The 26,577-nt window shown below is 45.0% G+C and carries 10 protein-coding genes; 6 read left to right on the top strand and 4 right to left on the bottom strand.

Going from position 1 to position 26,577, the window contains the following annotated elements; genetic code table 11:
- The first annotated feature begins 730 nt into the window (after positions 1 to 730).
- The 5 genes from A1QO_RS17425 (at position 731) to A1QO_RS17405 (ending at position 20,495) form a co-directional block, all read left to right on the top strand.
- Positions 731 to 8,575 carry a type I polyketide synthase gene (locus A1QO_RS17425; RefSeq protein ID WP_017041423.1) on the top strand — a complete coding sequence of 2,615 codons (7,845 nt, stop codon included), beginning with the start codon at positions 731 to 733 and terminating at the stop codon, positions 8,573 to 8,575.
- A complete protein-coding gene (locus tag A1QO_RS17420; protein ID WP_017039542.1) occupies positions 8,575 to 10,650 on the top strand; it encodes a PfaB family protein in 2,076 nt (691 codons plus the stop codon). Before A1QO_RS17425 ends, A1QO_RS17420 begins: the two co-directional genes overlap by 1 nt.
- Positions 10,647 to 16,535: a beta-ketoacyl synthase N-terminal-like domain-containing protein gene (locus A1QO_RS17415; RefSeq protein WP_017041422.1), complete on the top strand. Its 5,889-nt coding sequence runs from the start codon at positions 10,647 to 10,649 to the stop codon at positions 16,533 to 16,535. The genes A1QO_RS17420 and A1QO_RS17415 overlap by 4 nt, the downstream gene beginning before the upstream one ends.
- A 28-nt stretch (positions 16,536 to 16,563) precedes the next feature.
- On the top strand, positions 16,564 to 18,201 hold the full coding sequence (gene pfaD, locus A1QO_RS17410) for an eicosapentaenoate synthase subunit PfaD (RefSeq protein ID WP_017039540.1): 1,638 nt from the start codon (positions 16,564 to 16,566) through the stop codon (positions 18,199 to 18,201).
- A 281-nt stretch (positions 18,202 to 18,482) separates the two neighbouring features.
- Positions 18,483 to 20,495, top strand: coding sequence for an alkaline phosphatase D family protein (locus A1QO_RS17405; RefSeq protein ID WP_017039539.1), 2,013 nt, complete (start codon positions 18,483 to 18,485; stop codon positions 20,493 to 20,495).
- A gap of 215 nt (positions 20,496 to 20,710) precedes the next feature.
- Here the strand turns inward: A1QO_RS17405 and ppsR are convergent, their stop codons facing one another.
- Complete coding sequence (ppsR, locus tag A1QO_RS17400) at positions 20,711 to 21,544, bottom strand: posphoenolpyruvate synthetase regulatory kinase/phosphorylase PpsR (RefSeq protein WP_017039538.1); 834 nt, start codon at positions 21,542 to 21,544, stop codon at positions 20,711 to 20,713.
- A 178-nt stretch (positions 21,545 to 21,722) separates the two neighbouring features.
- Here ppsR and ppsA point away from each other — a divergent pair, with 178 nt between their 5' ends.
- Entirely contained in the window at positions 21,723 to 24,089 is a 2,367-nt protein-coding gene (gene ppsA / locus A1QO_RS17395; RefSeq protein WP_017039537.1) for a phosphoenolpyruvate synthase, read from the top strand.
- 143 nt (positions 24,090 to 24,232) lie between these two features.
- Here ppsA and A1QO_RS17390 read toward each other — a convergent pair whose 3' ends face one another.
- The 3 genes from A1QO_RS17390 to A1QO_RS20525 all read right to left on the bottom strand — a co-directional run.
- Complete coding sequence (locus A1QO_RS17390) at positions 24,233 to 24,943, bottom strand: tRNA (adenine(22)-N(1))-methyltransferase (protein ID WP_083249892.1); 711 nt, start codon at positions 24,941 to 24,943, stop codon at positions 24,233 to 24,235.
- A 296-nt stretch (positions 24,944 to 25,239) separates the two neighbouring features.
- Positions 25,240 to 26,399 (bottom strand): IS3 family transposase gene (locus A1QO_RS17385; protein WP_141707134.1). Its coding sequence is split into 2 segments (ribosomal slippage): positions 25,240 to 26,135 and positions 26,135 to 26,399, totalling 1,161 coding nucleotides; the frame shifts between segments, so codons are not numbered across the junction.
- Positions 26,392 to 26,577, bottom strand: a 186-nt coding sequence (locus A1QO_RS20525) for a hypothetical protein (RefSeq protein ID WP_038131796.1), incomplete at its 5' end; no start/stop codon positions are given. The genes A1QO_RS20525 and A1QO_RS17385, both read right to left, overlap by 8 nt.

Here is a 26,577-nt window from a genome sequence, read left to right as displayed (position 1 = left end):
GTATTGATACTGCGTTAGAGGCTTCTCAAGCAGAATAACTACCTATCTATCTATGCCTCTGCCTTGTCTAAATACCCATCAAGTTGCTGTAAAAAGATCAACACTCCCTAGAGAAATAGGAGGGGAGAAATGACAATGTTCGACTTTAAAAATCACTGTATTCAAACTATACCAAATTTACTAGTGAGATAAGTAGAGCCCTATAAAATAAAACCATTTATATGAATGGTTACAAAAACATGAGCTAGATCTCACTCGCGTTAAAAATAGAGTATAAACTCAAATTTTGTAAATTTTAACTTATAAAATCAATCGATTAGGTAATTCATTTATCAATTTAAACCCTTTTCTCTGCATTCGTCTGGTCCGACAAGATTGTCCGTGGCGTTCAGAGCATTGTATCAATTAGTCGCCTCAGCTAATCTGCTCAACCATTAGTCAACTTAATTCATTTTCATTGCGAATATAAGCATCTCATATAGCAATTATTTAGACAGGATTTTAATGGACATTGCCCGCAGACATGAACGCTTAAATCGCACATGATTCATATCAACTATGACGAGTCATTGAACTCTCAAAGCATCATCTCTAACTGTTCGCTCATTAGTAGCGACCAGACTTTTCAGCTGTGTTTTTCTAGATCTCAAACGGATTTATTGTCTATGCACTTAAAAAGCCAGCTTCAAAATATGACATCACCCCTCGTGATTTCCAGTGGAGACTCATAATGAGCCAATCCGAAAAAACAACACCCGAATCTATAGACGACACTCGACTCAATAAACGCCTTAAAGATATGCCTATTGCTATCGTTGGAATGGCGAGTATGTTTGCGAACTCTCGTTACCTGAACAAGTTTTGGGACCTGATCAGTGAAAAAATCGATGCGATTACAGAAGTGCCCGATACTCACTGGCGCCCTGAAGATTACTATGATGCTGATAGAACAACGCCGGACAAGTCTTACTGTAAGCGAGGTGGCTTCATTCCTGAAGTTGACTTCAATCCAATGGAGTTTGGTCTTCCGCCGAACATTTTAGAGCTCACAGACACATCCCAGTTACTATCATTGATCGTAGCAAAGGAAGTGCTTGAAGATGCAAAACTTCCAGAAGGTTATGATCGCGATAAGATTGGTATTACGCTCGGTGTGGGTGGCGGTCAAAAGATTGCACAAAGCCTGAACGCACGTCTGCAGTACCCTGTGTTGAAGAAAGTCTTCAAGAGCAGTGGCATTAGTGACGAAGACAGCGAAATGCTGATCAAAAAATTCCAAGACCAATACATTCACTGGGAAGAAAACTCATTCCCGGGGTCTCTCGGAAACGTCATTTCAGGTCGTATTGCGAACCGATTTGACCTTGGCGGTATCAACTGTGTGGTAGATGCAGCGTGTGCAGGATCTCTTGCCGCAATGCGTATGGCACTGAGTGAGCTGGTTGAAGGCCGCAGTGAAATGATGATCACAGGTGGTGTGTGTACAGATAACTCACCAACCATGTACATGAGCTTCTCTAAAACACCTGCTTTCACAACCAATGAAACTATCCAACCTTTCGATATTGATTCAAAAGGTATGATGATTGGTGAAGGGATTGGCATGGTCGCGCTTAAGCGCCTGGAAGATGCAGAGCGCGATGGTGACCGTATCTACTCTGTGATCAAAGGTGTTGGTTCATCTTCTGACGGTAAGTTCAAAAGTATCTATGCTCCACGTCCAGAAGGCCAAGCAAAAGCGCTGAAACGTGCTTACGATGATGCAGGCTTTGCACCGCATACACTCGGGCTACTTGAAGCCCACGGTACGGGTACAGCAGCGGGTGATGTTGCAGAATTTGCGGGTTTAAACTCGGTATTCAGTGAAAACAACGAGCAAAAACAACACATCGCTCTAGGGTCGGTTAAATCTCAAATCGGTCACACTAAATCAACGGCGGGTACTGCTGGTCTGATTAAAGCGGCACTTGCACTGCACCATAAAGTGCTACCACCAACGATCAACGTGTCGGCACCAAACCCTAAACTCGACATCGAGAACTCACCGTTTTATTTGAACACTCAAACGCGTCCTTGGATGCGCCGTGTTGACGGTACACCACGTCGGGCGGGTATTAGTTCGTTTGGTTTCGGGGGAACAAACTTCCATGTCGTTTTAGAAGAATACACACAAGAACATGCTCGTGGTGATAAATACCGTCAACGCCAAGTTCCTCAGTCGTTCTTATTCAGTGCAGAGTCACGTAGCACATTAGTTGCGAATTTGAATCAGGCAAAATCAAAAATTGCAGATAACACTGATCTAAGCAAGCTTGCAGAAGGCTATTCTCTACGTGAAATTGATGCATCCCACGCTCGTCTAGGGTTAGTGGCGAATGATCACGCTGATCTTGAAGTGCAGCTGGCGAACGCTATCTCAATGATAGAAGCTCAAGATAAAGCGCAGTGGCAACTGCCGAACGGAACAACTTTCCGTGAATCAGCCTTGACTGGTAATGAGGGTAAGGTCGCAGCTCTGTTTGCAGGGCAGGGATCTCAGTACCTAAACATGGGGCGCGAACTTTCTTGTCATTACCCTGAAATGCGTCAGCATTTGGCTAAAGCAGATCAAGTCTTTGGTCAACATAAGAAAACGGCACTGTCTCAAGTGCTCTTCCCGATTCCAACGTTTACTGCTGATGCAACGAAAGCCCAAGAAGCGGTATTAACTAATACGGCGAATGCTCAGAGCGCAATTGGTACCATTTCAATGGGTCAGTTTGAAATCCTATCTCAAGCTGGGTTTAAAGCGGATATGGTAGCAGGCCACAGCTTTGGAGAGTTGAGTGCGTTATGCGCTTCAGGTGTGATCTCGCAAGACGATTACTACCAATTGGCATTCGCTCGTGGCGCTGCAATGGCGGCAACTCCAGCAGAAGGTGACAGTGGCACAATGTACGCCGTTATCTTGGATGCAAACAAAATGGCCGATGTTGAAACTTGTATTGCAGCCTTTGAAGGTGTGAGCATTGCAAACTACAACGCGCCAACTCAACTTGTTATTGCTGGCCCTACTGACGCTGCAAAACAAGCGGCAGATGCACTCACTGAGCAAGGCTTTAAAGCAATTGCATTACCTGTGTCTGGCGCGTTCCACACGCCACTCGTTGCTCATGCTCAAAAGCCATTTGCATCTGCAATCGATAAAGCGTCATTTACCTCGCCAACATTACCGTTGTATTCAAATGCGACAGGTAAACTGCACGGTAAAGATGGTAAGGCGATTAAGAAAGCCTTTAAACAGCATATGCTGCAATCGGTACATTTCAGTGCTCAAATTGAAGAAATGTATAACGCAGGCGCACGGGTGTTTGTTGAATTTGGGCCAAAGAACATTCTGACCAAACTGGTTGAGAAAACACTAGCAGACAAAAGTGATGAGCTTTGCACGATCAGTATCAACCCAAGTCCTAAAGGGGATAGCGATCAGCAATTGCGTCTCGCTGCTGTTCAATTATGTGTAGCGGGTGTGTCACTAGACAACATTGACCCATACCAAGCGGATATCGCAGCGCCGGCCGCGACCTCGCCAATGAACATTAAGCTCAACGCAACGAACTACATCAGCCCATCCACTCGTAAGAAGATGGACACATCATTGTCTACTGGGCAAGTGACCGAGAAGACTGAAATCGTTGAAATAAAAGTTGAAGTCGAAAAGATTGTGGAAAAAGAAGTGATCAAAACAGAAGTAGTAGAAGTTCCGGTTGCCGTTGCAACGGATCAAGTACCGGCGACAGCGCAACTCGCTACGTCGACACAAGCAAATCAGTTACAGGCATCAAATGCACAAGCCACGTCGTCGGTAACAATTGATGAGTCGTCATTACAGTCGTTCTTTAACGCTCAACAGCAAGCCGCTGAAGTTCATCAGCAGTTCTTGGCCATTCCTCAGCAATACGGCGATACGTTTAATACGCTCATGTCTGAGCAAGCAAAAATGGCGACGGCTGACGTGCCAGTTCCAGAAAGCCTACAGCGTTCTATGGATATGTTCCATCAACACCAAGCTGAAACTCTAAAGGCTCATGCACACTATTTAGAGATGCAAGCTCAGAGCAACAATTCAGCGTTGACTGCGCTTGGCTCTCAAAGCGTAGCGCCAGTAACGGTTTCTGCTTACACGCCAACGGTTGTTGTACCAGCCGCTAAAACGCAGGTAGCGCCACAAGTTGCTCCTGTTACAACACAAGCTGATCAAACCGTCGCACAAGCATCTAAACCTTCAGTTCCAGTTGTTCAACAACAAGCTCCTCAAGCAATGGCAGCCAAGACTTCAGCACCTGCAATCGTTGCAGAAGCGACTAAAGCTCCGGTAGCAAGTGCACCCGTTGCTTCAACTCAAGGAGTTTCGACGGAAGTGCAATCGGCGGATGCAGAAAAAGTCATGTTGGCAGTGGTTGCAGAGAAGACGGGTTATCCAACCGAGATGTTAGATCTTGATATGGATATGGAAGCAGATCTTGGTATTGACTCAATCAAACGTGTTGAAATACTTGGTACTGTTCAAGATGAAATGCCAAACCTTCCTGAGCTTAACCCTGAAGATTTAGCCGAGTGCCGCACGCTTGGTGAGATTGTTGCTTATATGAACACCAAGATGCCTTCTAGCGGTTCAGTGTCAACGAGCGCTCCAGTTCCAACTGCTCCGGTTTCAAATGGTCTAGACGCAGCACGTGTTCAAAAAACAATGTTAGACGTGGTTGCTGAGAAAACCGGTTACCCAACAGAAATGCTTGATCTAGAAATGGACATGGAAGCGGACCTTGGTATTGATTCGATCAAACGTGTTGAAATTCTAGGCACAGTACAAGATGAACTGCCTACGTTGCCAGAGCTTAACCCTGAAGATCTCGCTGAGTGTCGTACACTGGGTGAAATCGTTTCTTATATGAACAGCAAGCTTTCAGCAGTTCCAGTTTCAGCAGTGGCTTCTCCAGCTGAAGTACCTGTTACTGACGGTTTAAGTGCCGAGACAGTACAGAAAACCATGCTAGAAGTGGTTGCTGAAAAAACTGGCTACCCAACAGAGATGCTTGATCTAGCAATGGATATGGAAGCGGACCTTGGTATTGATTCGATCAAGCGTGTAGAAATTCTAGGTACCGTTCAAGATGAGCTACCAACTCTTCCAGAACTTAATCCAGAAGACCTAGCAGAGTGTCGTACACTAGGTGAAATCGTCGATTACATGAATAGCAAACTAGCAACTGTATCTGTTGCTGCACCTCAGGTAGCGACTCAGTCAGTTCAGGTAGCACCAACAGATGGACTTGACGCAGCGACGGTTCAAAAGACAATGCTAGAAGTGGTTGCTGAGAAAACTGGCTACCCAGTTGAGATGCTTGATCTAGCTATGGATATGGAAGCAGATCTTGGTATCGATTCTATCAAGCGTGTAGAAATTCTAGGTACCGTTCAAGATGAGCTACCAACACTGCCAGAGCTTAACCCTGAAGATCTTGCTGAGTGTCGCACTCTTGGTGAAATTGTCGATTACATGAATAGCAAACTAGCGACTGTATCTGTTGCTGCACCTCAGATTGCGACTCAGTCACTTCAGGTAGCATCAACAGATGGACTTAACGCAGCGACTGTTCAAAAGACAATGCTTGAAGTGGTTGCCGATAAAACAGGTTACCCAGCAGAAATGCTAGACCTTGCAATGGATATGGAAGCAGATCTTGGTATCGACTCGATTAAACGAGTAGAAATCCTTGGTACGGTTCAAGATCAACTGCCTAACTTACCAGAGCTAAACCCAGAAGATTTAGCAGAGTGTCGTACACTTGGCGAAATCGTCACTTACATGCAAGGCAAACTGTCTGCGACGGCTCCAGAGGCTAGTAATGACAAGTCAGCCTCTCAAGCGGTAACTGCTATCACAGAAACAGCGACAGCAGAACTTCCGCCACACAACGAGGTAGCGCTAAAAAAGTTACCAGCGGTAGATAAACTGGTCGACTGTTTTTCAAAAGATGCTTGTGTTGTGATCACAGACGATGGTCATAACGCGGGTGTTTTAGCAGAAAAGCTGACTGCTAACGGCGTTCAAGTTGCTGTAGTACGTAGTCCTCTATCTGCCGCATCTCCACTAAACAGTGAAATCGCAAGCTACACGCTAGAAAGCATTGATGATGCAGGTGTAAGCGCTGTTATCAATTCAATTGAAGCAGACCTCAAATCTTCAAACAAAGTCATTGCGGGTTTTGTTCACCTGCAAGCACTCGTTAATTCGAAAGAAGAGAAGCCTAAGTCAGGCGTTAATCTAAATGTCGATTCCAAATCGTCATTGTCCGTTGCGTTCTTATTTGCGAAGCACTTAAACAGCCAGCTAAATACCGTATCAGGTCGTAGCGTGTTCTTCACTCTAAGCCGTATTGATGGTGGTTTTGGTTACCTGGATTCAAAGCAATTAGTCAATGCAGAGCTAAACCAAGCGGCACTGTCAGGTTTAACGAAAACGTTGAGCCATGAATGGCCAAATGTGTTCTGTCGTGCGCTTGATGCAACACTGGCATTAGATGCTCGCCATCTAGCTGAAGCGATTACCGCTGAGCTTCACGATATTGACACCAATACGGTTGAAGTTGGTCTAGCGGAAGCCGCTGAAGGTGAAACAGGTCGTTCAACGTTATTTGCAGCAACACCGGGGGAAGCATTAACGAAAAACACAGCAGCAAAGCTAGATAAGAGCGACAATGTTCTTGTCACGGGAGGCGCTAAAGGCGTTACTTTTGAGTGTGCTTTAACGCTTGCTAAGCAATGCCAATCTCACTTCATCTTAGCGGGTCGCAGTAAGCATGTTACCGCTAGCGAACTTCCACAATGGGCTCAAGGTAAGCAAGAAAGCGAACTGAAATCTGCTGCAATTGCACACTTGCAAGTGATGAGTGATAAACCAACACCGAAGAAAGTCGATGCATTATTGAAACCCGTGTTAAGCAGCTTAGAAATTAACGCAGCTCTTGCGGCGTTTAAAGAAGTAGGCGCAAGTGCTGAATATCTAAGTCTTGATGTTTCAAACAGTGAGTCAGTGGCAAACTCGTTGGCTAACTTCAACAACATTACAGGCCTTATCCATGGCGCGGGTGTACTCGCTGACAAACACATTCAGGATAAAACGTTAGATGAACTGAATATGGTTTATGGAACGAAAGTCGGCGGACTAGAAGCCGTACTTGGTGGCCTTGACAGCAGCAAGCTAAAACTTGTTGCGATGTTCTCATCTGCGGCTGGTTTTTACGGAAATACAGGGCAAAGCGATTACGCAATGTCGAACGAAATCCTGAACAAAGCAGCACTGCAACTGTCAGCCCGCAACCCTGAAGCAAAAGTGATGAGCTTTAACTGGGGGCCGTGGGATGGTGGCATGGTTAACGCGGCACTGAAAAAAATGTTCACTGAACGCGGTGTGTACGTGATTCCTTTACAAGCGGGGGCAGAACTGTTCAGCTCTCAGCTATTAAGCGAAACAGGTATCCAACTTCTAGTGGGTACGAGCATGCAAGGCGCAGATAGCAAGGAAGCTTCTGTAAAAAAGCGTAATGCGGAGTCTGTGCAACTTGCAAAGAGTCCGCTAAAAACAAGCATCACTGTGACACGTATCCTTGATCCAAAGGCTCTGCCTTTTATCAAGGATCACTGCATTGCCGGTAACCCAGTGTTACCGACAGTGTGTGCAATCCAATGGATGCGTGAAACAGCGCAACAATTGTTAGGGGCAAGCGTTAGCGTTCGCAACTACAAATTGCTTAAAGGCGTAATCTTTGACACAGACGAAGCACAAGAATTAACAGTGACACTGTCACCTATGGTATCTAAAACGGATTTGGAAGACGGCGTGATAAAAGCGTTGATCAGCTGCCAAGGCCGTCCGCAATACCAAGCTGAATTGCAGATAGCAGACGCACAAACAGTCAGTGAAGTACCAGCGGCACTAACGAAGCACTTTAATGTCGCTACAGGTGAAGCGGTTACAACGTCAGACACGTTATACAGTGACGGCACGTTATTTCACGGGCCAACGCTACAAGGTATCAAAACGGTCGAGCGATTTGATGATCAAGGCTTATTAGCTCAGTGTGAGATGCCGACAATTGTTGATAGCGACTGCGGCTCTTTCATCGCAAAAAATGGTTTTGGTGATAGCCAACCATTCACCGAAGATTACTTGCTACAGGCGATGCTCGTTTGGGCTCGTTTAAAATATGGTTCAGCGAGTCTACCTTCTGCGATCAGTGAGATGATCTGTTACTCGCCAATGCAAGTAGGAGACAAAGGATGGCTCGAACTTGAAGTGATTAAGAGTACTGCTCGATCACTGCAAGCGAACATTTCGCTTTATCATCAAGACGGTCGATTAAGTACAGTAATGAATGGTGCTAAAGTCACGATTAGCAAAACACTTAACGACGCGTTCTTGGCAAATAATCCTGTGGCTTCTGTCAAAGAAACCGAGAACAAATCAGCGATGCAAAAGACAAATAAGTCGAAAACTACTGAGTCTAAAAAAACACAGGAGCTATCCTCATAGTGACTGTTCCTTCCAATAAAGCGATGCCTTTGCGCATCGCTCTTTTAGCTCAGCCTGCAAACGCCGCTGGACTTTCTGTCGACTTATTATCCGAACTTCCTAGTATTCAAAAAATAGCGCTCGGCGATAATTTCAATTTATCGATCAATAACGCGATTGAAGCGGTTACTCAAGGCCATGTTGTTGAACTAACGACCCCATCCAGTAATGGTGTCATGGCCAATCGTATTTTGATGTTAAACGCGTTGAGTGCTGCGAAAAGTAAAATTCATCCACATGCGTACTTCGCTGGTTTTTCTGAAAACAATGCGACAAAAAGTGAGAGTATTGCAAAAGCTCTCTTACAGGCACGACGCCTGCCTGAAGACCTTAGCTATGAGCGAACGTTTAATTTAACGACGCCTGCCCAGCAATTTGCTGAACTGTTTGGTCTCGTGACTGCTCTATCCGGTCGCACATTGGCTAATCGTTATTGGTTTACCCAGCAGAATAAAGCTCGTGTCGCTTCAATAACGTTTAATAGCGAATGTGAAGATTCAACAAGCTTAATTTTGACTCAAGCGACTGGGCTGCAACCCGCAAAGCCATTACTTTCTAAAGAAAGAGTCATGTTTGTCGTTAGTGGTGCAAATGAATCCGAACTCAAATCCGCTTTAGCGCAACTCAAAGTGCAGCTTAGTAAGCTGCCTGTAATTGGATCTAGTGATCTTCAAGCGATTGAACTTATTGAGTTAATGCATTCTAACCTCAAACAGTATCAGACTTCGGGTTCCAAAATTCCCGCTTGTGCTGATATCGTTATTCAAGCGGCATCTGTAGAGTCTGCAATAAAAGAGATCGCTGCGTTAGAAAACTCGCTGGGCAAAGTCATGGCTGAAAACAGTCATTACAAAACACCATCGGGAAGTTGCTTTTCACCAGCACCAAACAGCAAAGGTGGCGTCACGTTTGTTTACCCAGGTGTTGGTACTGTTTATCCGGGGCTGCTTCGTGAATTTCACCACTATTTCCCACAGCTTTTTGCGCGCTTAGAGCGAGAAGGGGATCTAGAGGAAATGTTGCAAGCGAGTAAAACGTACGCTGATGAACCGCAAGAGTTGTCATTGAGTGAACTGGCAATTGCGGGTGTGGGCAGCAGCTATATCCTCACTCAATTATTGTGTGAAAATTTTGCAGTTCAGCCAGACTTCGCATTAGGTTATTCCAAGGGTGAAGCGTCGATGTGGGCAAGCTTGGGAGTGTGGAAAAACCCCCATGCGCTGATTGAGATGACTCAAACCAGCCCAATCTTTACTACGGCGATTTCTGGAAAGTTAACTGCGGTCCGAAAGAATTGGCAATTAAGCGCTACTGAACAAATAGAGTGGAATAGCTTTGTTGTTCGCAGTGATGCTGCCGCTATTAAAGCCCTGTTACCTGAATTTCCACGTGCCTATTTAGCCATTATTCAAGGTGACACTTGCGTACTCGCGGGCTGTGAAGAAACGTGCCGAGCACTTCTCAAGAAGCTAGGAAAACGTGGAATTCCAGCGAACCGTGTAACAGCGATGCATACGACCCCAGCTTGGAGTCAGCATGAGCAGATACGTGAGTTCTACACGCAACCCGTGTTTGATGAACTTCCTGAGCATATTCGTTTTATCAGTGCCGCTGAGAATCGTCCGGTGGATATAGACAGTCAAAGTATCGCACGTTCTATTGCTGACACGTTTTGCTCAACATTGGATTTTACTTCGTTAATACGTAGCGCCCGTAAACAGGGCGCTCATCTGTTTATCGAGGTAGGGGCTGACCGCCAAACCAGCACATTAATCGATAAGATTAACCGTACTGACGAAGTGGCTAACGAGTATTGCACGGTTGCTACGAATGCAAAGGGTGGCGAAGACATCATGACCTTATTGAAGTGTATCGGTCAGCTAATCACTCATCAAATTCCACTCTCTGTTACCCCTCTCATCGAAGGGCTAGAGCAGCAAATGAACCGCGCGAAATATCAACACGGTTTAGCTAAGTCTGAAACTTTGTCAGTTTCGGGTAATAAAACGAATAATCATCAAGGAGAGCCAGTATGAGTTCTCAATCAAATCGTGCTTCAAAAACAAAATGCAATAAAATTGCGATTGTGGGTATTGCCAATCAGTACCCGCAATCAGATACGCCAAAAGATTTTTGGCGAAATTTACTCGATAAAAAAGACTCTCGTACAACGTTAAGCGCTGAAAAGCTTGGTGCGACACCGCAAAACTATCAAGGTGTGCAAGGGGAGTCTGACCGTTTTTACTGCGATAAGGGCGGTTACATTGAAAACTTTAACTTTGACAGCTCAGGTTACCGCGTAACAAAAGAGTCGTTACAAGGCGTCGATCAAAGCTTTTTATGGGCTTTAGATACGAGCCGAAAAGCGTTAGTCGATGCAGGCGTCAATCTTAGTGCGGATGTGTTAGAGCGCACAGGTATCATTATGGGAGCGCTGTCGTTCCCAACGTCTCGTTCAAACGATCTGTTTTTGCCTATGTATCACTCTGTCGTGGAGAAGGCGCTGAAAACAAAGTTATCAAACGAAAACTTCCAGTTATTGCCAACCAATGAACAACCTCAACCACTCAATGCGATCAACGGTGCGGCTGCACATAACGCATCGAAGCTGGTTGCTGATGCGCTAGGTCTTGGCAATGTACAGTTAAGCCTTGATGCAGCCTGTGCAAGTTCGGTCTATTCACTGAAGCTTGCTTGCGATTACCTGAATACGGGTAAAGCCGATATGATGTTGGCAGGTGCAGTATCTGGCGCTGATCCATTCTTCATCAATATGGGCTTCTCAATTTTTCACGCTTACCCTGATCACGGTGTATCCGCTCCTTTCGATAGCAACAGTAAAGGCTTGTTTGCTGGCGAAGGTGCAGGCGTTCTAGTGCTAAAACGTCTCGCCGATGCAGAACGTGATGGCGATAATATTTATGCTGTTGTTAGTGGTATTGGTTTATCAAACGATGGTCGCGGCCAGTTTGTATTGAGCCCAAACAGCAAAGGTCAGGTACAAGCATTTGAGCGAGCATACGAGGCCGCTGAGCTATCTCCTGAAAGCATAGAAGTGATTGAGTGCCATGCAACGGGAACCCCACTTGGAGATAAGGTTGAGCTAACCTCTATGGAACGCTTCTTTTCTGATAAGTTGAAGGGTTCAAACGCACCATTGATCGGTTCGGCAAAATCTAACTTAGGCCACCTACTCACAGCGGCGGGTATGCCGGGCATTATGAAGATGATATTTGCTATGAAAGAGGGCGTGTTACCTCCAAGTATCAACCTTGATAGGCCACTATCATCACCTGATGGTCTGTTTGGCGAGCATACGTTACCTAGACAGGTACAATCTTGGCCTGATAAAGCTGGAAATACAGAACGTTGTGCAGGCGTCTCTGTGTTTGGCTTTGGTGGCTGTAATGCTCACCTGCTGTTGGAAGCGTATTCTGAAACAAGTAGGCCAACGTCTCAGGCTTCGGAATCCTTGAGTTCACTCGCCCAACCAAAAGCCCTTAAGATCACTGGCCTGGCCTCGCATTTCGGTTCGCTGCAAAGCGTTAATGAGTTCGACCATGCGATAAAAACGAATGACAACGCGTTTATTAAGCTTCCAAACAAACGTTGGAAAGGGTTAGATCGGCATCCAGAGCTGTTGAGCCAACTTGGACTTCATGGTGTGCCAAGTGGTGCGTATATTGATCAGTTTGACCTTGATTTCCTACGCTTTAAAGTACCGCCAAATGAAGATGACCGATTGATCTCTCAGCAGCTTTTATTGATGAAAGTTGCTGACGAAGCCATTCGAGATGCCAAGCTAGAAGCTGGACAAAAAGTCGCAGTATTAGTGGCGATGGAAACAGAACTTGAAATGCATCAGTTCCGTGGCCGTGTGAATTTGCATAGCCAGCTTGCTGATAGTCTTGAAAACATGGGCATTGATTTAACGGAAGCTGAATACAAAGCACTAGAAACCATTGCGATGGACAGTGTGATGGATGCGGCCAAGCTAAATCAATACACCAGTTTCATTGGCAATATCATGGCATCGAGAATCTCGTCTCTTTGGGATTTCAATGGCCCCGCCTTTACCATTTCTGCGGCCGAGCAATCTGTTGCTCGATGTATCGACGTAGCAGAAAACTTAATGTCACAAGAGTCTATCGATGCCGTGGTTATCGCTGCGGTTGATCTCAGTGGCAGCGCTGAGCATGTTCTACTGAAAAACAGGGTTACGCCTGTCGCGCTTAACCCGAATGGTTCTATAGAGAAGGGTTGGAAAGTAGGCGAAGGAGCAGGGGCAATTGTCCTTGTTGATAAAGCTAGGATTGATCAGGATAATGCCGAATCGGCTCAGTGTCAGGCGTATGGTGAAATCAGTGCGTTAGCCTTTGGGCCAAGCAGCCAAGAAAACAGTGTCACTGATCAGTTGCTGACACGCACAGGCATTAGTTCAAATGAAATCTCACTGCTAGAACTCAACGAGGCTGCGGAAAATCAAACGCCTTCACAACTGCCAATCTTGTTAAAAACCGCTTCGCGAATTCAAGCAAGCGAGCGAGTAGGTCACTGTTCTTCTGCTTCCGGTATGGCAAGCCTTATTCACGGCTTACTGACCTTGAATAGTCACGCTAGCCTGTTAAAAAGGGCAGTCGTGGCTAACATCAGTGAAGGGCAGTGTTCTCAATTACTATTGACTCAGTCAAGCGTTGAATCGCAAGCTTTGAATGGCCGCCTAAACAATGAGTTACCAAGTGCCAGTCAACGTCAATTAATCAAATCCGTGACGCTGGGTGGACGAGATATTTATCAACACATAACAGAAACACCGTTAGCCGAACTCAACCAGATCCAACAAAAGTCAGCGGGTAAGTTAGCAAAGAGACAGGCTAGAGTCGTGACCCTGGCGGAATCGAATATTCTGACTTTACAACACGCTCAAATCCCATTGGTTGAGACACGACATCACACATCGGAACAACCGTTACATTCTTCTGCAACTTTGGCGACGACTTCGCCGAATTCGATAACAGGTAATCACAGCAATATGACTACAGTCCTATCCGCTAATGAGAACGCACCACAGCTTTCAGCGTTCAATCAAAATCAACAATTGACGCAAGAAGTGCATAAAGCTTTTCTACAAACACGCGCACAAGGTATGCAAATTGCTGATGTACTCCTAAAGGCACAGTTAAATGCGGTTACGACTGGCATTGATAACGCTCAGTTAAGCGGCAGCGTTCAAACATTGGACGTTCAAAATGGTGTGGCGAGCGCGCCAGTGACACAACCAGTGAATGCTCTCGCAAGCTTGGAAGAAGCAGCGCCTGTGAGGCCAGCCCTTAAGCCGTGTATTTGGGATTACGATGACTTAGTTGAATACGCTGAAGGTAACATTGCCAATGTATTCGGCCCTGATTACGCTATCATCGATAGTTATTCACGTCGTGTTAGGCTGCCAACAACGGATTACCTATTGGTATCTCGCGTGACAAAGCTTAATGCGACAGTGAATGAATACAAGCCAAGCACAATGACAACGGAATACGACATTCCAGTTGACGCGCCTTACCTGGTTGATGGTCAAATTCCTTGGGCAGTTGCCGTTGAGTCTGGTCAGTGTGATCTTATGTTGATCAGCTATTTAGGTATCGATTTCGAAAACAAAGGCGAGCGCGTTTATCGTCTGCTTGATTGTACTTTAACGTTCCTTGGCGACCTTCCTCGTGGTGGCGATACGCTACGTTACGATATCTCAATCAATAGCTTCGCTCGCAATGGCGATACGCTTCTGTTCTTCTTCTCTTATGAGTGTTTCGTGGGCGATAAAATGATCCTGAAAATGGATAACGGTTGTGCAGGTTTCTTTACCGATGAAGAGCTTGCTGACGGTAAAGGCGTGATCCATACCGAAGATGAAATCAAAGCGCGTAAACTCGCAACCAAGATGCGTTTTGATCCAATCCTACATTGCCCGAAAACGCAATTTGATAACCAATCTCTGCGTCATTTATTGACGGCAAATATTGCAGAGTGTTTTGGTCCTACACACCAATCTGATCGCTATCAGCCTTCTCTATGTTTTAGCTCAGAAAAGTTTATGATGATCGAGAAAGTGAGCCGTGTTGAACCACAAGGCGGTACATGGGGACTGGGTCTTATTGAAGGTCATAAGCAATTAGAGCCTGAGCATTGGTATTTCCCTTGCCACTTTAAAGATGACTCAGTTATGGCTGGTTCATTGATGGCGGAAGGTTGTGGGCAACTGCTTCAGTTTTACATGATGCATTTAGGTATGCATACGCTCTTACAAAATGGCCGTTTCCAACCACTAGAAAATGCACCTCAGCAAGTACGTTGTCGTGGTCAGGTCCTTCCTCAAACGGCAGAGTTAACTTACCGAATGGAAGTGACCGAGATTGGCCTGAGCCCTCGACCGTACGCGAAAGCAAACATCGACATCTTGCTTAACGGTAAAGTGATCGTTGATTTCCAAAACCTAGGTGTGATGATCCGTGAAGACGAAGAATGTACACGTTACATTGGTTCTGGCGATTATGTTGTTACGGATGAGACAACAATTCCATACTTAGAAACCTTATCTTCTCATCATGCTTCTGAAAATAAGCCTAGTCAGCAAGCGTCGGTGAATGCACCGTTAATGGCGCAAATTCCTGATCTAGAAACCGCAACGAATAAAGGCGTAATCCCTCTGCAGCACGTTGAAGCTCCGGTAACTCCAGATTATCCAAATCGTAGTCCAGATACCGTGCCGTTTACTCCGTATCACATGTTTGAGTTTGCAACGGGTGATATAGAAAAATGTTTCGGTCCTGATTTCTCAATCTACCGTGGCATGATCCCACCGCGTACTCCTTGCGGCGATCTACAACTAACCACGCGTGTTGTTGATATAAAAGGTAAGCGTGGCGAATTCAAGAAACCATCATCTTGTATTGCTGAATATGAAGTACCAGAAAACGCATGGTATTTTAATGAGAACAGCCATGAATCGTTAATGCCTTACTCAGTGTTAATGGAAATCTCTCTTCAGCCTAATGGTTTCATCTCGGGTTACATGGGTACAACACTGGGCTTCCCGGGTGAAGAACTGTTTTTCCGTAACCTAGATGGTAGCGGTAAGATGCTGCGCAACGTGGATTTACGTGGAAAAACCATCACCAATGACTCGCGTCTACTTTCAACGGTAATGATGGGTACGAACATTGTTCAGAGCTTCAGCTTCGAGCTAAGTACTGATGGCGTTCCTTTCTATGAAGGCACGGCAGTATTTGGTTACTTCAAAGGCGCAGCCCTGAAAGACCAATTGGGGTTAGACAACGGTAAAGTGACTCAGCCTTGGCATGTAGACAACAACCGCACACCTGATGTGTCAATTGACCTGCTAGATAAAACGAGCCGTTACTTCAACGCGCCAGTTTCAGCGACAGGTGAAGATCAGCCACACTACCAACTTGCTGGTGGTCGCTTGAACTTCATCGACAAAGTTCAAATTACTAGCGATGGCGGTAAATCTGGTCTTGGTTACCTTTATGCTGAGCGTACTATCGACCCTAGTGATTGGTTTTTCCAGTTCCACTTCCATCAAGACCCTGTCATGCCGGGCTCTTTAGGTGTTGAAGCGATTATTGAATTGATGCAAACCTACGCACTGAATAAAGATTTGGGAGCAGGTTTCCGTAATCCTAAGTTTGGTCAAATCCAATCTGAGGTTAAGTGGAAATATCGTGGTCAAATTAACCCGTTAAACAAACAGATGTCTCTGGATGTACATATCACGGCAATCAAAGATGAAGACGGAAAGAAAGTCATTGTTGGTGACGCGAATCTCAGTAAAGACGGACTGCGTATTTACGAACTGAAAGATATCGCGATCTGTATCGAAGAAGCGATTTGCTTTGAGAACAAATAAGCCTAGAGAATAGTAGGGAAAAATTATTATGACAACAGAAACAACAATGAACAACGAAAAGCTTTCTCCATGGCCTTGGCAAATAGAAGAGCGCAACACACATTTTGATGCAGCGACAATGGCAACGGTACTCAAAGATCTAAGCCTTGGCTGCTATGTCGTAAATCACCCTGAAAAAGGGTTGGGCGTTAGCCAAAAAGCAGCGATCACTTCAGGTGACTCGGCAAGCGCAACCAATAGCCACCCAGTAAGTGCATTTGCTCCAGCATTAGGTACGCAAAGTTTAGGTGATGAAGATTTCCGTCGCTTTCACGGTGTAAAATATGCGTACTACGCTGGCGCGATGGCGAATGGCATCTCTTCTGAAGAGCTAGTTATTGCGCTAGGCAAAGCGGGCATTCTATGTTCTTTTGGCGCGGCAGGTCTGATTCCTTCACGTGTAGAGCAAGCGATTAACCGTATTCAAGCGGCACTACCAAATGGCCCATACATGTTTAACTTGATCCATAGCCCAAGCGAGCCTGCTCTAGAGCGTGGTAGTGTTGAGCTATTCTTAAAGCATGGTGTCCATACGGTTGAAGCTTCAGCATTCTTAGGTTTAACGCCTCAAATCGTTCAATACCGAGCAGCTGGTCTTAGCCGCGATGCGAAAGGCGAGATCAAGATTGCGAACAAGGTCATTGCGAAAGTAAGCCGAACGGAAGTGGCAAGCAAATTCATGCAGCCTGCACCTGTTAAGATGCTGCAAGGCTTAGTAGATGAAGGCCGTATTACTGCTGAACAAATGGAATTGGCTCAGCGAGTTCCTATGGCTGATGACATTACGGCGGAAGCCGACTCAGGTGGTCATACTGATAACCGTCCGCTGGTTACATTGCTTCCAACGATTTTGGCACTAAAAGATAAAATCCAAGCACAATATAAGTTCAAAACGCCATTACGAGTAGGTTGTGGTGGCGGTGTCGGTACACCTGATGCTGCACTGGCAACCTTTAACATGGGCGCGGCTTACATTGTGACAGGTTCTATCAACCAAGCGTGTGTTGAAGCAGGGGCGAGTGAGCATACTCGTAAATTGCTAGCAACAACGGAAATGGCCGATGTGACCATGGCGCCCGCTGCGGACATGTTTGAGATGGGCGTGAAGCTTCAGGTTGTTAAGCGTGGAACGTTATTCCCAATGCGCGCAAACAAACTCTATGAGATCTATACGCGTTATGACTCCATCGACGCGATTCCAGTTGAAGAGCGCGAGAAGCTAGAGAAACAAGTTTTCCGCTCGACGCTAGATGACATTTGGGCCGGTACTGTGGCTCACTTTAATGAGCGAGATCCTAAACAAATCGAGCGTGCTGAAGGTAACCCTAAGCGTAAAATGGCGCTTATATTCCGTTGGTACTTAGGCTTATCGAGCCGCTGGTCAAACACAGGAGAGAAGGGGCGCGAAATGGATTACCAGGTGTGGGCCGGTCCTGCGCTTGGTGCATTTAATGAGTGGGCGAAAGACAGCTACCTAGATGATTACACCCAACGTAACGCCGTTGATCTCGCAAAGCACCTAATGCACGGCGCTGCTTATCTTGCTCGTATTAACTTATTAACGTCTCAAGGCGTTAAACTAACACCTGAATTGGCACGTTGGACGCCCAGTCAAAGAATGGCTTAATAACTAGAACATAGTTATACGGGTCATATAAATGCAGAAAGCGACCACAATGTTGGTCGCTTTTTTACGTACAAACGGCGATAACATGAAAACAGTACTCATTTGAACCTAATAGGTTATCGACGCATCAACGGATAAACTCCGTGTTCAGATTAATAACTTGTTACTTGTTTGACCTCAATCTATTCAGGTAAGTGACATACAAATGAGTGAAGCAACACAAAATGGTGTAAATTAAGAATATCGTCAAAGTAATATGCGAAATGGAGTTTTTACCACGTATGCCAGTAGAGCCATCAAAGAATCATTTGGGCGGCACATTGCCTGATAATGACACTGACACTGATAATCGTTCGCAGGAAAGCGCGCAGCTTAATCATGCGTTACCACTTATTTTGTCGGGTCCCATCCTGCGTAAATGTACATCTTCAGAAGTGACCATCTGGCTTGCCGTCTCATCTCCACTCGTAGGGCATGTCGAATTATTCAGGCAAGGAATTTCCACACCATTTATGCGCGCCACACTGGAAGAAGGTGAACATATTCAAATCGGCGAAAGAGCGTGGGTATACCAGCTTAATTTGACTGGCGATTTCCCAACCAATGAGCGGTTAGAATACGATTTAGCCACGGATCATGGCAACTTAAGAGATTTGATTCCCGATCTGCTGTACAACGAAGAAACCCGGCCGCAATTTGACATTAAAACCAACGCTGATTACGTCATGCACGGTTCCTGCCGTAATCCACATTACCCAAGTCAAGATGCGCTTGTTACCGCAGACAAAAAAGTTGCGCTTCTTCCTATTGAAGAAAGACCTTGTTTACTCATGATGAGCGGTGATCAAATCTACGCTGATCATGTTGCTGGCCCAACACTGGATGCGATTCAACAGGTCATTACATTACTCGGCCTTAATGAGGAAGAATTTGAAGAGGCACCGATAAAATCGTCTTCAGATCTATACAAACACGAAGACAATTTTTATCGCAGAAATAAAATCTTGCCACATTATTTAGACGGAGGGGAAGGCGTTCTCAGCCGACATGAACGACTCAGAAACTGGTTGACTCGACGTGTGCCCGTGTTTAGCTCTCGAGAGTCGGGGAATCACCTCATTTCTTTGGCAGAGTTTAACGCCATGTACTTACTTGTTTGGTCCCCAACGCTGTGGGCATACGTCGACAATAGTGCGTTAAAGAAAAACAATTTTGTCCATGCGGGAAAAGAACTCGACGTAAAATGGAAGAATTTGTGGGAGAAAGAGTATCCAATCATTGAAGAGTTTATTGCAGGGCTCTCTTCTGTTCGCCGCTTGATGGCGCATATTCCCACTTATATGATCTTCGATGACCACGATGTTACTGATGATTGGAACTTAACTCGAGGGTGGGAGCAAGCCGCATACCAACACGCTTTTTCCAATCGTATTATTGGCAATGCGCTTATCAGCTACTGGCTTTTTCAAGGGTGGGGCAACGCGCCGACTCAATTCAATGATGCATTCATTAATAGCGTGAAAAACGTATTTCTTGAAACTCATAGCGAAACGCATGATGCGCTCATTGCGTCGCTATATCAGTTTGAGCAATGGCATTATTCCATTGAAACGAGCCCTAAGATCCTGGTTCTCGATACAAGGACAAGACGATGGCGTTCAGAATCAAAAATGAACAAACCTTCTGGACTGATGGATTGGGAAGCACTGACTGAACTGCAACACTCGCTGATAAATGAACCCGCGGTGATCATCGTTTCTCCTGCGCCTATGTTTGGCGTGAAATTTATAGAAACGTTACAGCGAGCCGCAACCGCCCTTGGACAGCCGCTATTGATTGACGCCGAGAACTGGATGGCACACCCAGGTTCAGCGAACACATTGCTAAGTATCTTTACCCATTCAAAGACACCCACCAATTTTGTCATTTTGTCGGGTGACGTGCATTACTCATTTGCTTACGACATTCGCCTCAGATTCAGTAAAAGCAGCCCCAATATTTATCAAATTACCGCAAGTGGTTTAAAGAATGAGTTCCCAGATCCGCTATTAAAGGTCTGCGATGCGCTTGACAGGGCACTGTATAGCCCAAGGTCCCCTCTCAATCTATTCACCAAGCGTAAGAATATGAAGATTTATAAGCGAGATCCTGACTTTGATGGGGAAAGGCGCTTAATCAATCAAAGTTCGATCGGAGAAGTGTATTTAGATTCAAACGGTAGGCCGAATAAAATACAGATATTGCTCGCAAAAGGAGACACTGTCACTTTTCCCGACGTGGGTAAACTAAAATAGAGCGAGCGGTACAGCCCAGTGAGATACAAACTGGCTTAGAAGCACATAATCAAAGATGAAGCCTACCGCTGAGAGAAGAGGTAGGCCTCACTGCTTTTTAACTACACGACTTATCGACACGACTTTTCAACGACACGAATGGCTAAGCTGTAGCAATTCCTACGCGGTACCCATTATTAAACTATTCAAATTAATAAACTATACACATTAATAAACTACACCAATCGCCGTTTTAATCCTGCCTTTTCTAGAATACGTGTGGAGATTTCTTCAACAGACAGCGAAGAAGTATTGATATAAGGAATGGCTTCCCGCCTAAACAGGGCCTCTACACTTTGTAGTTCAAGTTTGCATTGCTCGGTACTGGCATAATCACTGCCCGATAACCGATTTTCGCGAATCTCGGTCAATCTTTGCGCATCAATGGTGAGGCCAAATAACTTATGACGATGAATTTCAAATTCGGGCAGAAGCTTCATGGCTTTAATGTCATCATCAATGAAAGGATAATTGACGACTCGCAAACCAAACTGCATCGCCATATACAAGCTTGTTGGGGTTTTACCGCTGCGTGACACACCAAGTAATACGATATCGGCTTTTTCAATGCCTTTAAGGGTGATGCCATCATCGTGGGCTAGGGTATATTCAATGGCAGCAATTCGGTCAAAGTAGGTGGCGGAGTCACGGTTTACGCTACGAGAACGTTGCAGTTTAGGGGTTGGCTTCATATCAAGGTCGGACTGCATTTTCTGTATAAGCCCTTCAAGCACATCGTAACAAAATGCTGAACTCTCGAGTAAAATCTGTCTAACGCTAGGAAGGACGATTGAAAAAAACACCAGTGGCTTTTGTCCTGTTCTGACAAAGCTTTGTTCGATCTCTTTAACAACATCCGACACTTTGTCTTCCGTCTCAACGAAGGGAAATGTTTTCTCATTTGCAGAAAAAGAGAATTGCCCAAGCAAAACATGCCCAAGTGTTTCACAAGTGATCGCTGTGCCGTCAGAAACATAGAACACATCACGACTTTCAATATCAATTTGCATATTTTGTTTATTCTATCAAATAATGTTGAGTATCATGCACACCATAATAACGATAACAAAACCTGGTATGCAATTACGTACTCCACAGCTTGAGAAAATTGTTTGCATTTTTTTCAGCTCTTACGTAATCGTTTGCCTTTCCCCTACAATTAAAGCTGCAATGCATTCGGAGAAATTCATGCATAAGAACACTCTCTGGTTTAATCGCCTGTCCATGGAAGACGTCGACAAAGTCGGCGGTAAAAATGCCTCACTAGGTGAAATGGTTTCTAACCTTTCAAACGCTGGTGTGTCAGTACCAAACGGGTTTGCTACCACCTCTCACGCGTTTAACCAATTTCTTGATTTTGAGGGTCTTGATGAGCGTATCCATCAATTACTCGACGAACTCGACGTTGAAGATGTCGACGCGCTACGAAAAACCGGGGCTCAAATACGGGATTGGGTGTTAAAAGCGCCATTTCCTGGCGACCTAGAACAAGCGATTCGTGATGACTACCGTTGTCTTATCGATGGCAACGAAGAATTATCGCTGGCAGTACGATCATCCGCGACGGCGGAAGATCTTCCTGACGCGTCTTTCGCGGGTCAACAAGAAACATTTTTGAATGTGAAAGGCATCGATGCGGTACTTGAAGCCACGAAACATGTTTATGCGTCTTTGTTCAATGACAGAGCGATCTCTTACCGTGTCCACCAAGGTTTTGATCATCGTGGAATTTCGCTTTCCGCGGGTATTCAACGCATGGTGCGCTCTGACAAAGCTTCATCAGGCGTTATGTTTACGTTAGATACGGAATCGGGTTTTGACCAAGTCGTCTTCATCACCTCTTCTTGGGGGCTTGGTGAAATGGTCGTTCAGGGCGCAGTGAACCCCGATGAATTCTACGTGCACAAACCGCTTTTAGAAGCAGGGCAAGTGCCAATCGTAAAGAAAACCTTTGGTTCAAAACTTATCAAAATGATTTATTCAGATAATCAAGAGATTGGTAAGCAAGTCGATATCATTGATACGACGCCTGAAGAACAGCTGCAATTCTCACTCAACGACGATGAAATTAAAGAGCTCGCCAAGCAAGCTATCATCATCGAAAAGCATTATAAGCGACCAATGGACATCGAATGGGCTAAAGATGGTATCGACGGAAAGCTCTATATCGTGCAGGCAAGACCAGAAACCGTCTGTTCGCAAAATGAGCAAAATGTCATTGAACGTTATGAACTCAATAATAAAGCGGACGTGTTGATCGAAGGCCGTGCCATTGGTCAGCGCATTGGCAGCGGAAAAGTACGGCTGGTGGACTCCCTGGATCAAATGTCACTGGTTCAAGAAGGCGATGTGCTTGTGACTGATATGACAGACCCGGATTGGGAACCGGTCATGAAAAAAGCATCAGCAATTGTGACCAATAGAGGTGGGCGCACTTGCCACGCCGCAATTATCGCTCGCGAACTTGGCATTCCCGCAATAGTGGGCTGTGGAGAAGCAACTGATGCACTGAGCGATGGAGAGACAGTGACGGTTTCATGCTCTGAGGGTGAAACCGGCTACGTGTACCAAGGCGAACTTGATTTTGAGATTCGACGTTCGGCGGTTGATGCTCTTCCTGTATTACCAACAAAAGTAATGATGAACGTGGGCAACCCAGATCGTGCCTTCGATTTTGCTCAACTTCCCAATGAAGGAGTTGGCCTTGCTCGGCTCGAATTTATTATCAATAAGATGATTGGTATACACCCCAAAGCTCTATTGAATTTTTATCAACAGTCGGATGAGTTAAAAGCGGAAATCACTCAGAGGATTCGTGGTTACGACAATCCGATTGATTTCTATGTGAGTAAGCTAACCGAAGGTATCGCCACCATTGCCGCTGCATTCTGGCCTAAGCGTGTCATCGTTCGTATGTCTGATTTTAAATCCAATGAATACAGCAATTTGGTTGGCGGTCAACGGTATGAACCTCACGAAGAAAATCCAATGCTTGGGTTCCGTGGTGCATCTCGTTACATTTCTCCCGTGTTTGAGGATTGTTTTGAATTAGAAACACAGGCGCTAAAGCGCGTACGCAATGAAATGGGGCTAAAGAATGTCGAGATAATGATCCCGTTCGTTCGTACACCAAGTGAAGCGGCATCGGTTATCGACTTATTAGCTAAGTTCGATCTGCGCCGTGGCGATCAAGGCTTAAAAATCATCATGATGTGTGAATTACCGTCCAATGCGATTTTAGCGGATGAATTTTTAAAATACTTTGATGGTTTCTCAATTGGTTCCAATGATATGACTCAATTGACGCTAGGGCTTGATAGAGACTCTGGTGATGTTGCCCATTTGTTTGATGAACGAAACCCAGCCGTTAAAGCCATGCTTAAAATGGCCATTGACGCTGCGACCAAAGCAGGCAAGTACGTTGGTATTTGTGGACAAGGCCCGTCAGACCATGACGATCTAGCCAAATGGCTGATGGATCAAGGTATTAGCTCTGTATCGCTCAATCCTGATACGGTCATTGATACTTGGGTTAAACTTGGTAACGTTCAGTAGAATCAGAACCATAAAATTTCAATAGCCAGGTTGATTTTAATCACTTGATTCTATTAAAGAAAGCGCCCGCGAGGCGCTTTTCTTTTGCCATCACTTCATTTTCATTAATTATCTTGTCTGATTACATGGTAACTAAATCGTGGTTATGTCGCGGTTATCTTGATACCACGGTAAGCGTTCAAAATGCGCTGAGGAGAATCAGCAAGATCACCTTCAATGTTCTTATGATGCGCCAGTCTTTGGTAGTGAGACAGTGTCTTAGTTAGATAAGCCTTCGCGGTAGTAACCTGCTGAATGGATTCTGCATTCCAAATGTCTTTTCCAACCGGAGAGACCATAGGGTGTGATGATGGGCTGTTCTTTTCAGACGATACCAGAAGTATCTCATAATAGCGTTTGTTGTCTTCAACGAGCGTTTCTTCTTTAAGCCTAAAATCCAGCTCGATAAGACGCTTTCTAAGGCTATACAGATGGTGAACAGGGCACAATAGGTAGTCTATGGATACCGATGGATTATTTCGATGAATGGCCTCAAAAAGGTCTATCATTAAATCGCCACCAACACCGGCAATAATAACCAGGTGCCTTCCTTCATGCTGTTCTATGGGGAGGTTAGCAACATCAATGCAATGGGTAAACCAAGGCGTTAATGAACTCCCATAGAACTGAGTAAGCTTAGTGTCGAGCTGTGTCATGAGTTCAGGAACAATATCAACAAAATGGATATGACCACCAGCCTGACGAGACAATAATGTCGCGCCTAACAATCCATGGTCGCAACAACAGTCCCAAATATGATCGTACTCTTGACCTACCATTTCATCTATCTGTTTTAGTCTATTACTTATTTTCACGTGTCAATCCCACCAAATTATCGGCAATTGTAATGGGAATTTTTTTACAAGCAAAGCAATTCTGCCATCTCTTTTGAGTACGACAAAAGTGAAAACACACAAGGCCAAATTTTAGTTACATTTTCTAATCTTTAATCAAGAAATAATCGCATCAAATAATCACTAAATGCAGAAAAACAACGAATTAGATGTTAATAATTATAGAGAAAAACAACCATTGTGAATTATTAATCATCAATTATGAGAAATTTAGAATACAAACTCACAATTAATGACTAAACAGAGCTGTGTTCTGGTCAACTCCAACCGGACACTTTCTGTAGAGACTTTTCATAATTAACCGGCGACATGTCATTGTTCGCTGAATGCAGCCTTTCGAGGTTGTAATACCTCATGTAGGCTGCGACATCTTCCTTCATATACTCTCTGGTTGGCTGATGTACTTTAAATAACCAGTCGTGCTTTAAGCTTCCGAAGAACCGCTCGACCACGGCATTATCCCAGCAAGCTCCTACATCTCCCATGCTCGCACGCATGCCATAACCCCATAGCTGTTTGCGATATTGTCTGCTCGTATACTGGGAGCCTCTGTCGCTGTGGAACACAAGCCCCTTTCCTGGTTGCCTCAGGTTATATGCCTTTACCAATGCCTTGCTAACCAAGTCGGTTGTCATTCGCTTATCAATATGCCAGCCAACAACTCGTCGCGAGTACAAATCCATGACGATAGCTAAATACATCCAGCCTTCACCTGTTTTCAGATAAGTAACGTCACCCGCCCAAACCTGATTAGGAGCCACTGGATTAAAGTTCTGATTCAACAAATTATCGGCTACTGCATCACTGTGTTTGCGCTTCGTCGTGACTTTGTAAGCTACTCGCTGAGTCACTTTTAGGCTAAGCCTATTCATCACAGTGCGAACCTTGTACCGACCAACGCTAAAGCCTTCTTCACGCAGCTTCTTTGTCATTTCCCGATTACCAAGACTCTGTCGGCTTTGTTTAAATAGCCACTTCACCCGGCGATACAGGTTCAGCGTTTCAGCAGTGACCACTTTTGCTGGCTGTTTTAGCCAGTCGTAATAACCTGAGCGGCTTACTCTCATCGTCTGACATAGATGGGTTACTGGGTATCGGGTTGACTCAGTTTTAATGAAGTTAAACCTTACTTCATTTCTTTCGCGAAGAAGGCTGAAGCCTTTTTTAGAATCTCCTTCTCCATACGTAACTCTTTGACTTCTTTACGAAGTCGTTTGAGCTCGTCACGTTCGTCATCAGATAGTTCAGTGCCTTCTAGTTGGGCTTCTAACTTTTCCTTCCACTTGTAGAGAACCGTAGTTGTAACACCAACAGCTTCTGCTGCCTGAGCTACGCTATAACCTTGCTCTCGTACTAATGCGACGGCTTCTTCTTTAAATTCCTTGGGGTAGCGTTTGTAAGCTCTTTTCTCAGTCATGTTTCACCTCATTGTTCTGACAAGTATTGTCTCTCAATTCGGTGTCCAACTTCATTAGACCAGTACAATCTGTACCGCAATCATATACTGAAACAAAATTGGAAAATTCTTCGGTATAGAAAGCGCCTTGCCCTACCGAATGAAAACTTCTTAACATAGATAAACTCCAAATGAAATA

Origin of the sequence: Vibrio genomosp. F10 str. ZF-129, from assembly GCF_000287055.2 — a bacterium.
Taxonomy (GTDB): domain Bacteria; phylum Pseudomonadota; class Gammaproteobacteria; order Enterobacterales; family Vibrionaceae; genus Vibrio.
Note: the sequence above shows the minus strand (reverse complement) of the source record. Positions and strands in the feature narration are given on the sequence as shown.

Coding starts and splice junctions, on each gene's coding strand:
- A1QO_RS17425 (WP_017041423.1), top strand. CDS start 731: ATGAGCCAATCCGAAAAAACAACACCCGAATCTATAGACGACACTCGA.
- A1QO_RS17415 (WP_017041422.1), top strand. CDS start 10,647: ATGAGTTCTCAATCAAATCGTGCTTCAAAAACAAAATGCAATAAAATT.
- pfaD (WP_017039540.1), top strand. CDS start 16,564: ATGACAACAGAAACAACAATGAACAACGAAAAGCTTTCTCCATGGCCT.
- A1QO_RS17405 (WP_017039539.1), top strand. CDS start 18,483: ATGCCAGTAGAGCCATCAAAGAATCATTTGGGCGGCACATTGCCTGAT.
- ppsR (WP_017039538.1), bottom strand. CDS start 21,544: ATGCAAATTGATATTGAAAGTCGTGATGTGTTCTATGTTTCTGACGGC.
- ppsA (WP_017039537.1), top strand. CDS start 21,723: ATGCATAAGAACACTCTCTGGTTTAATCGCCTGTCCATGGAAGACGTC.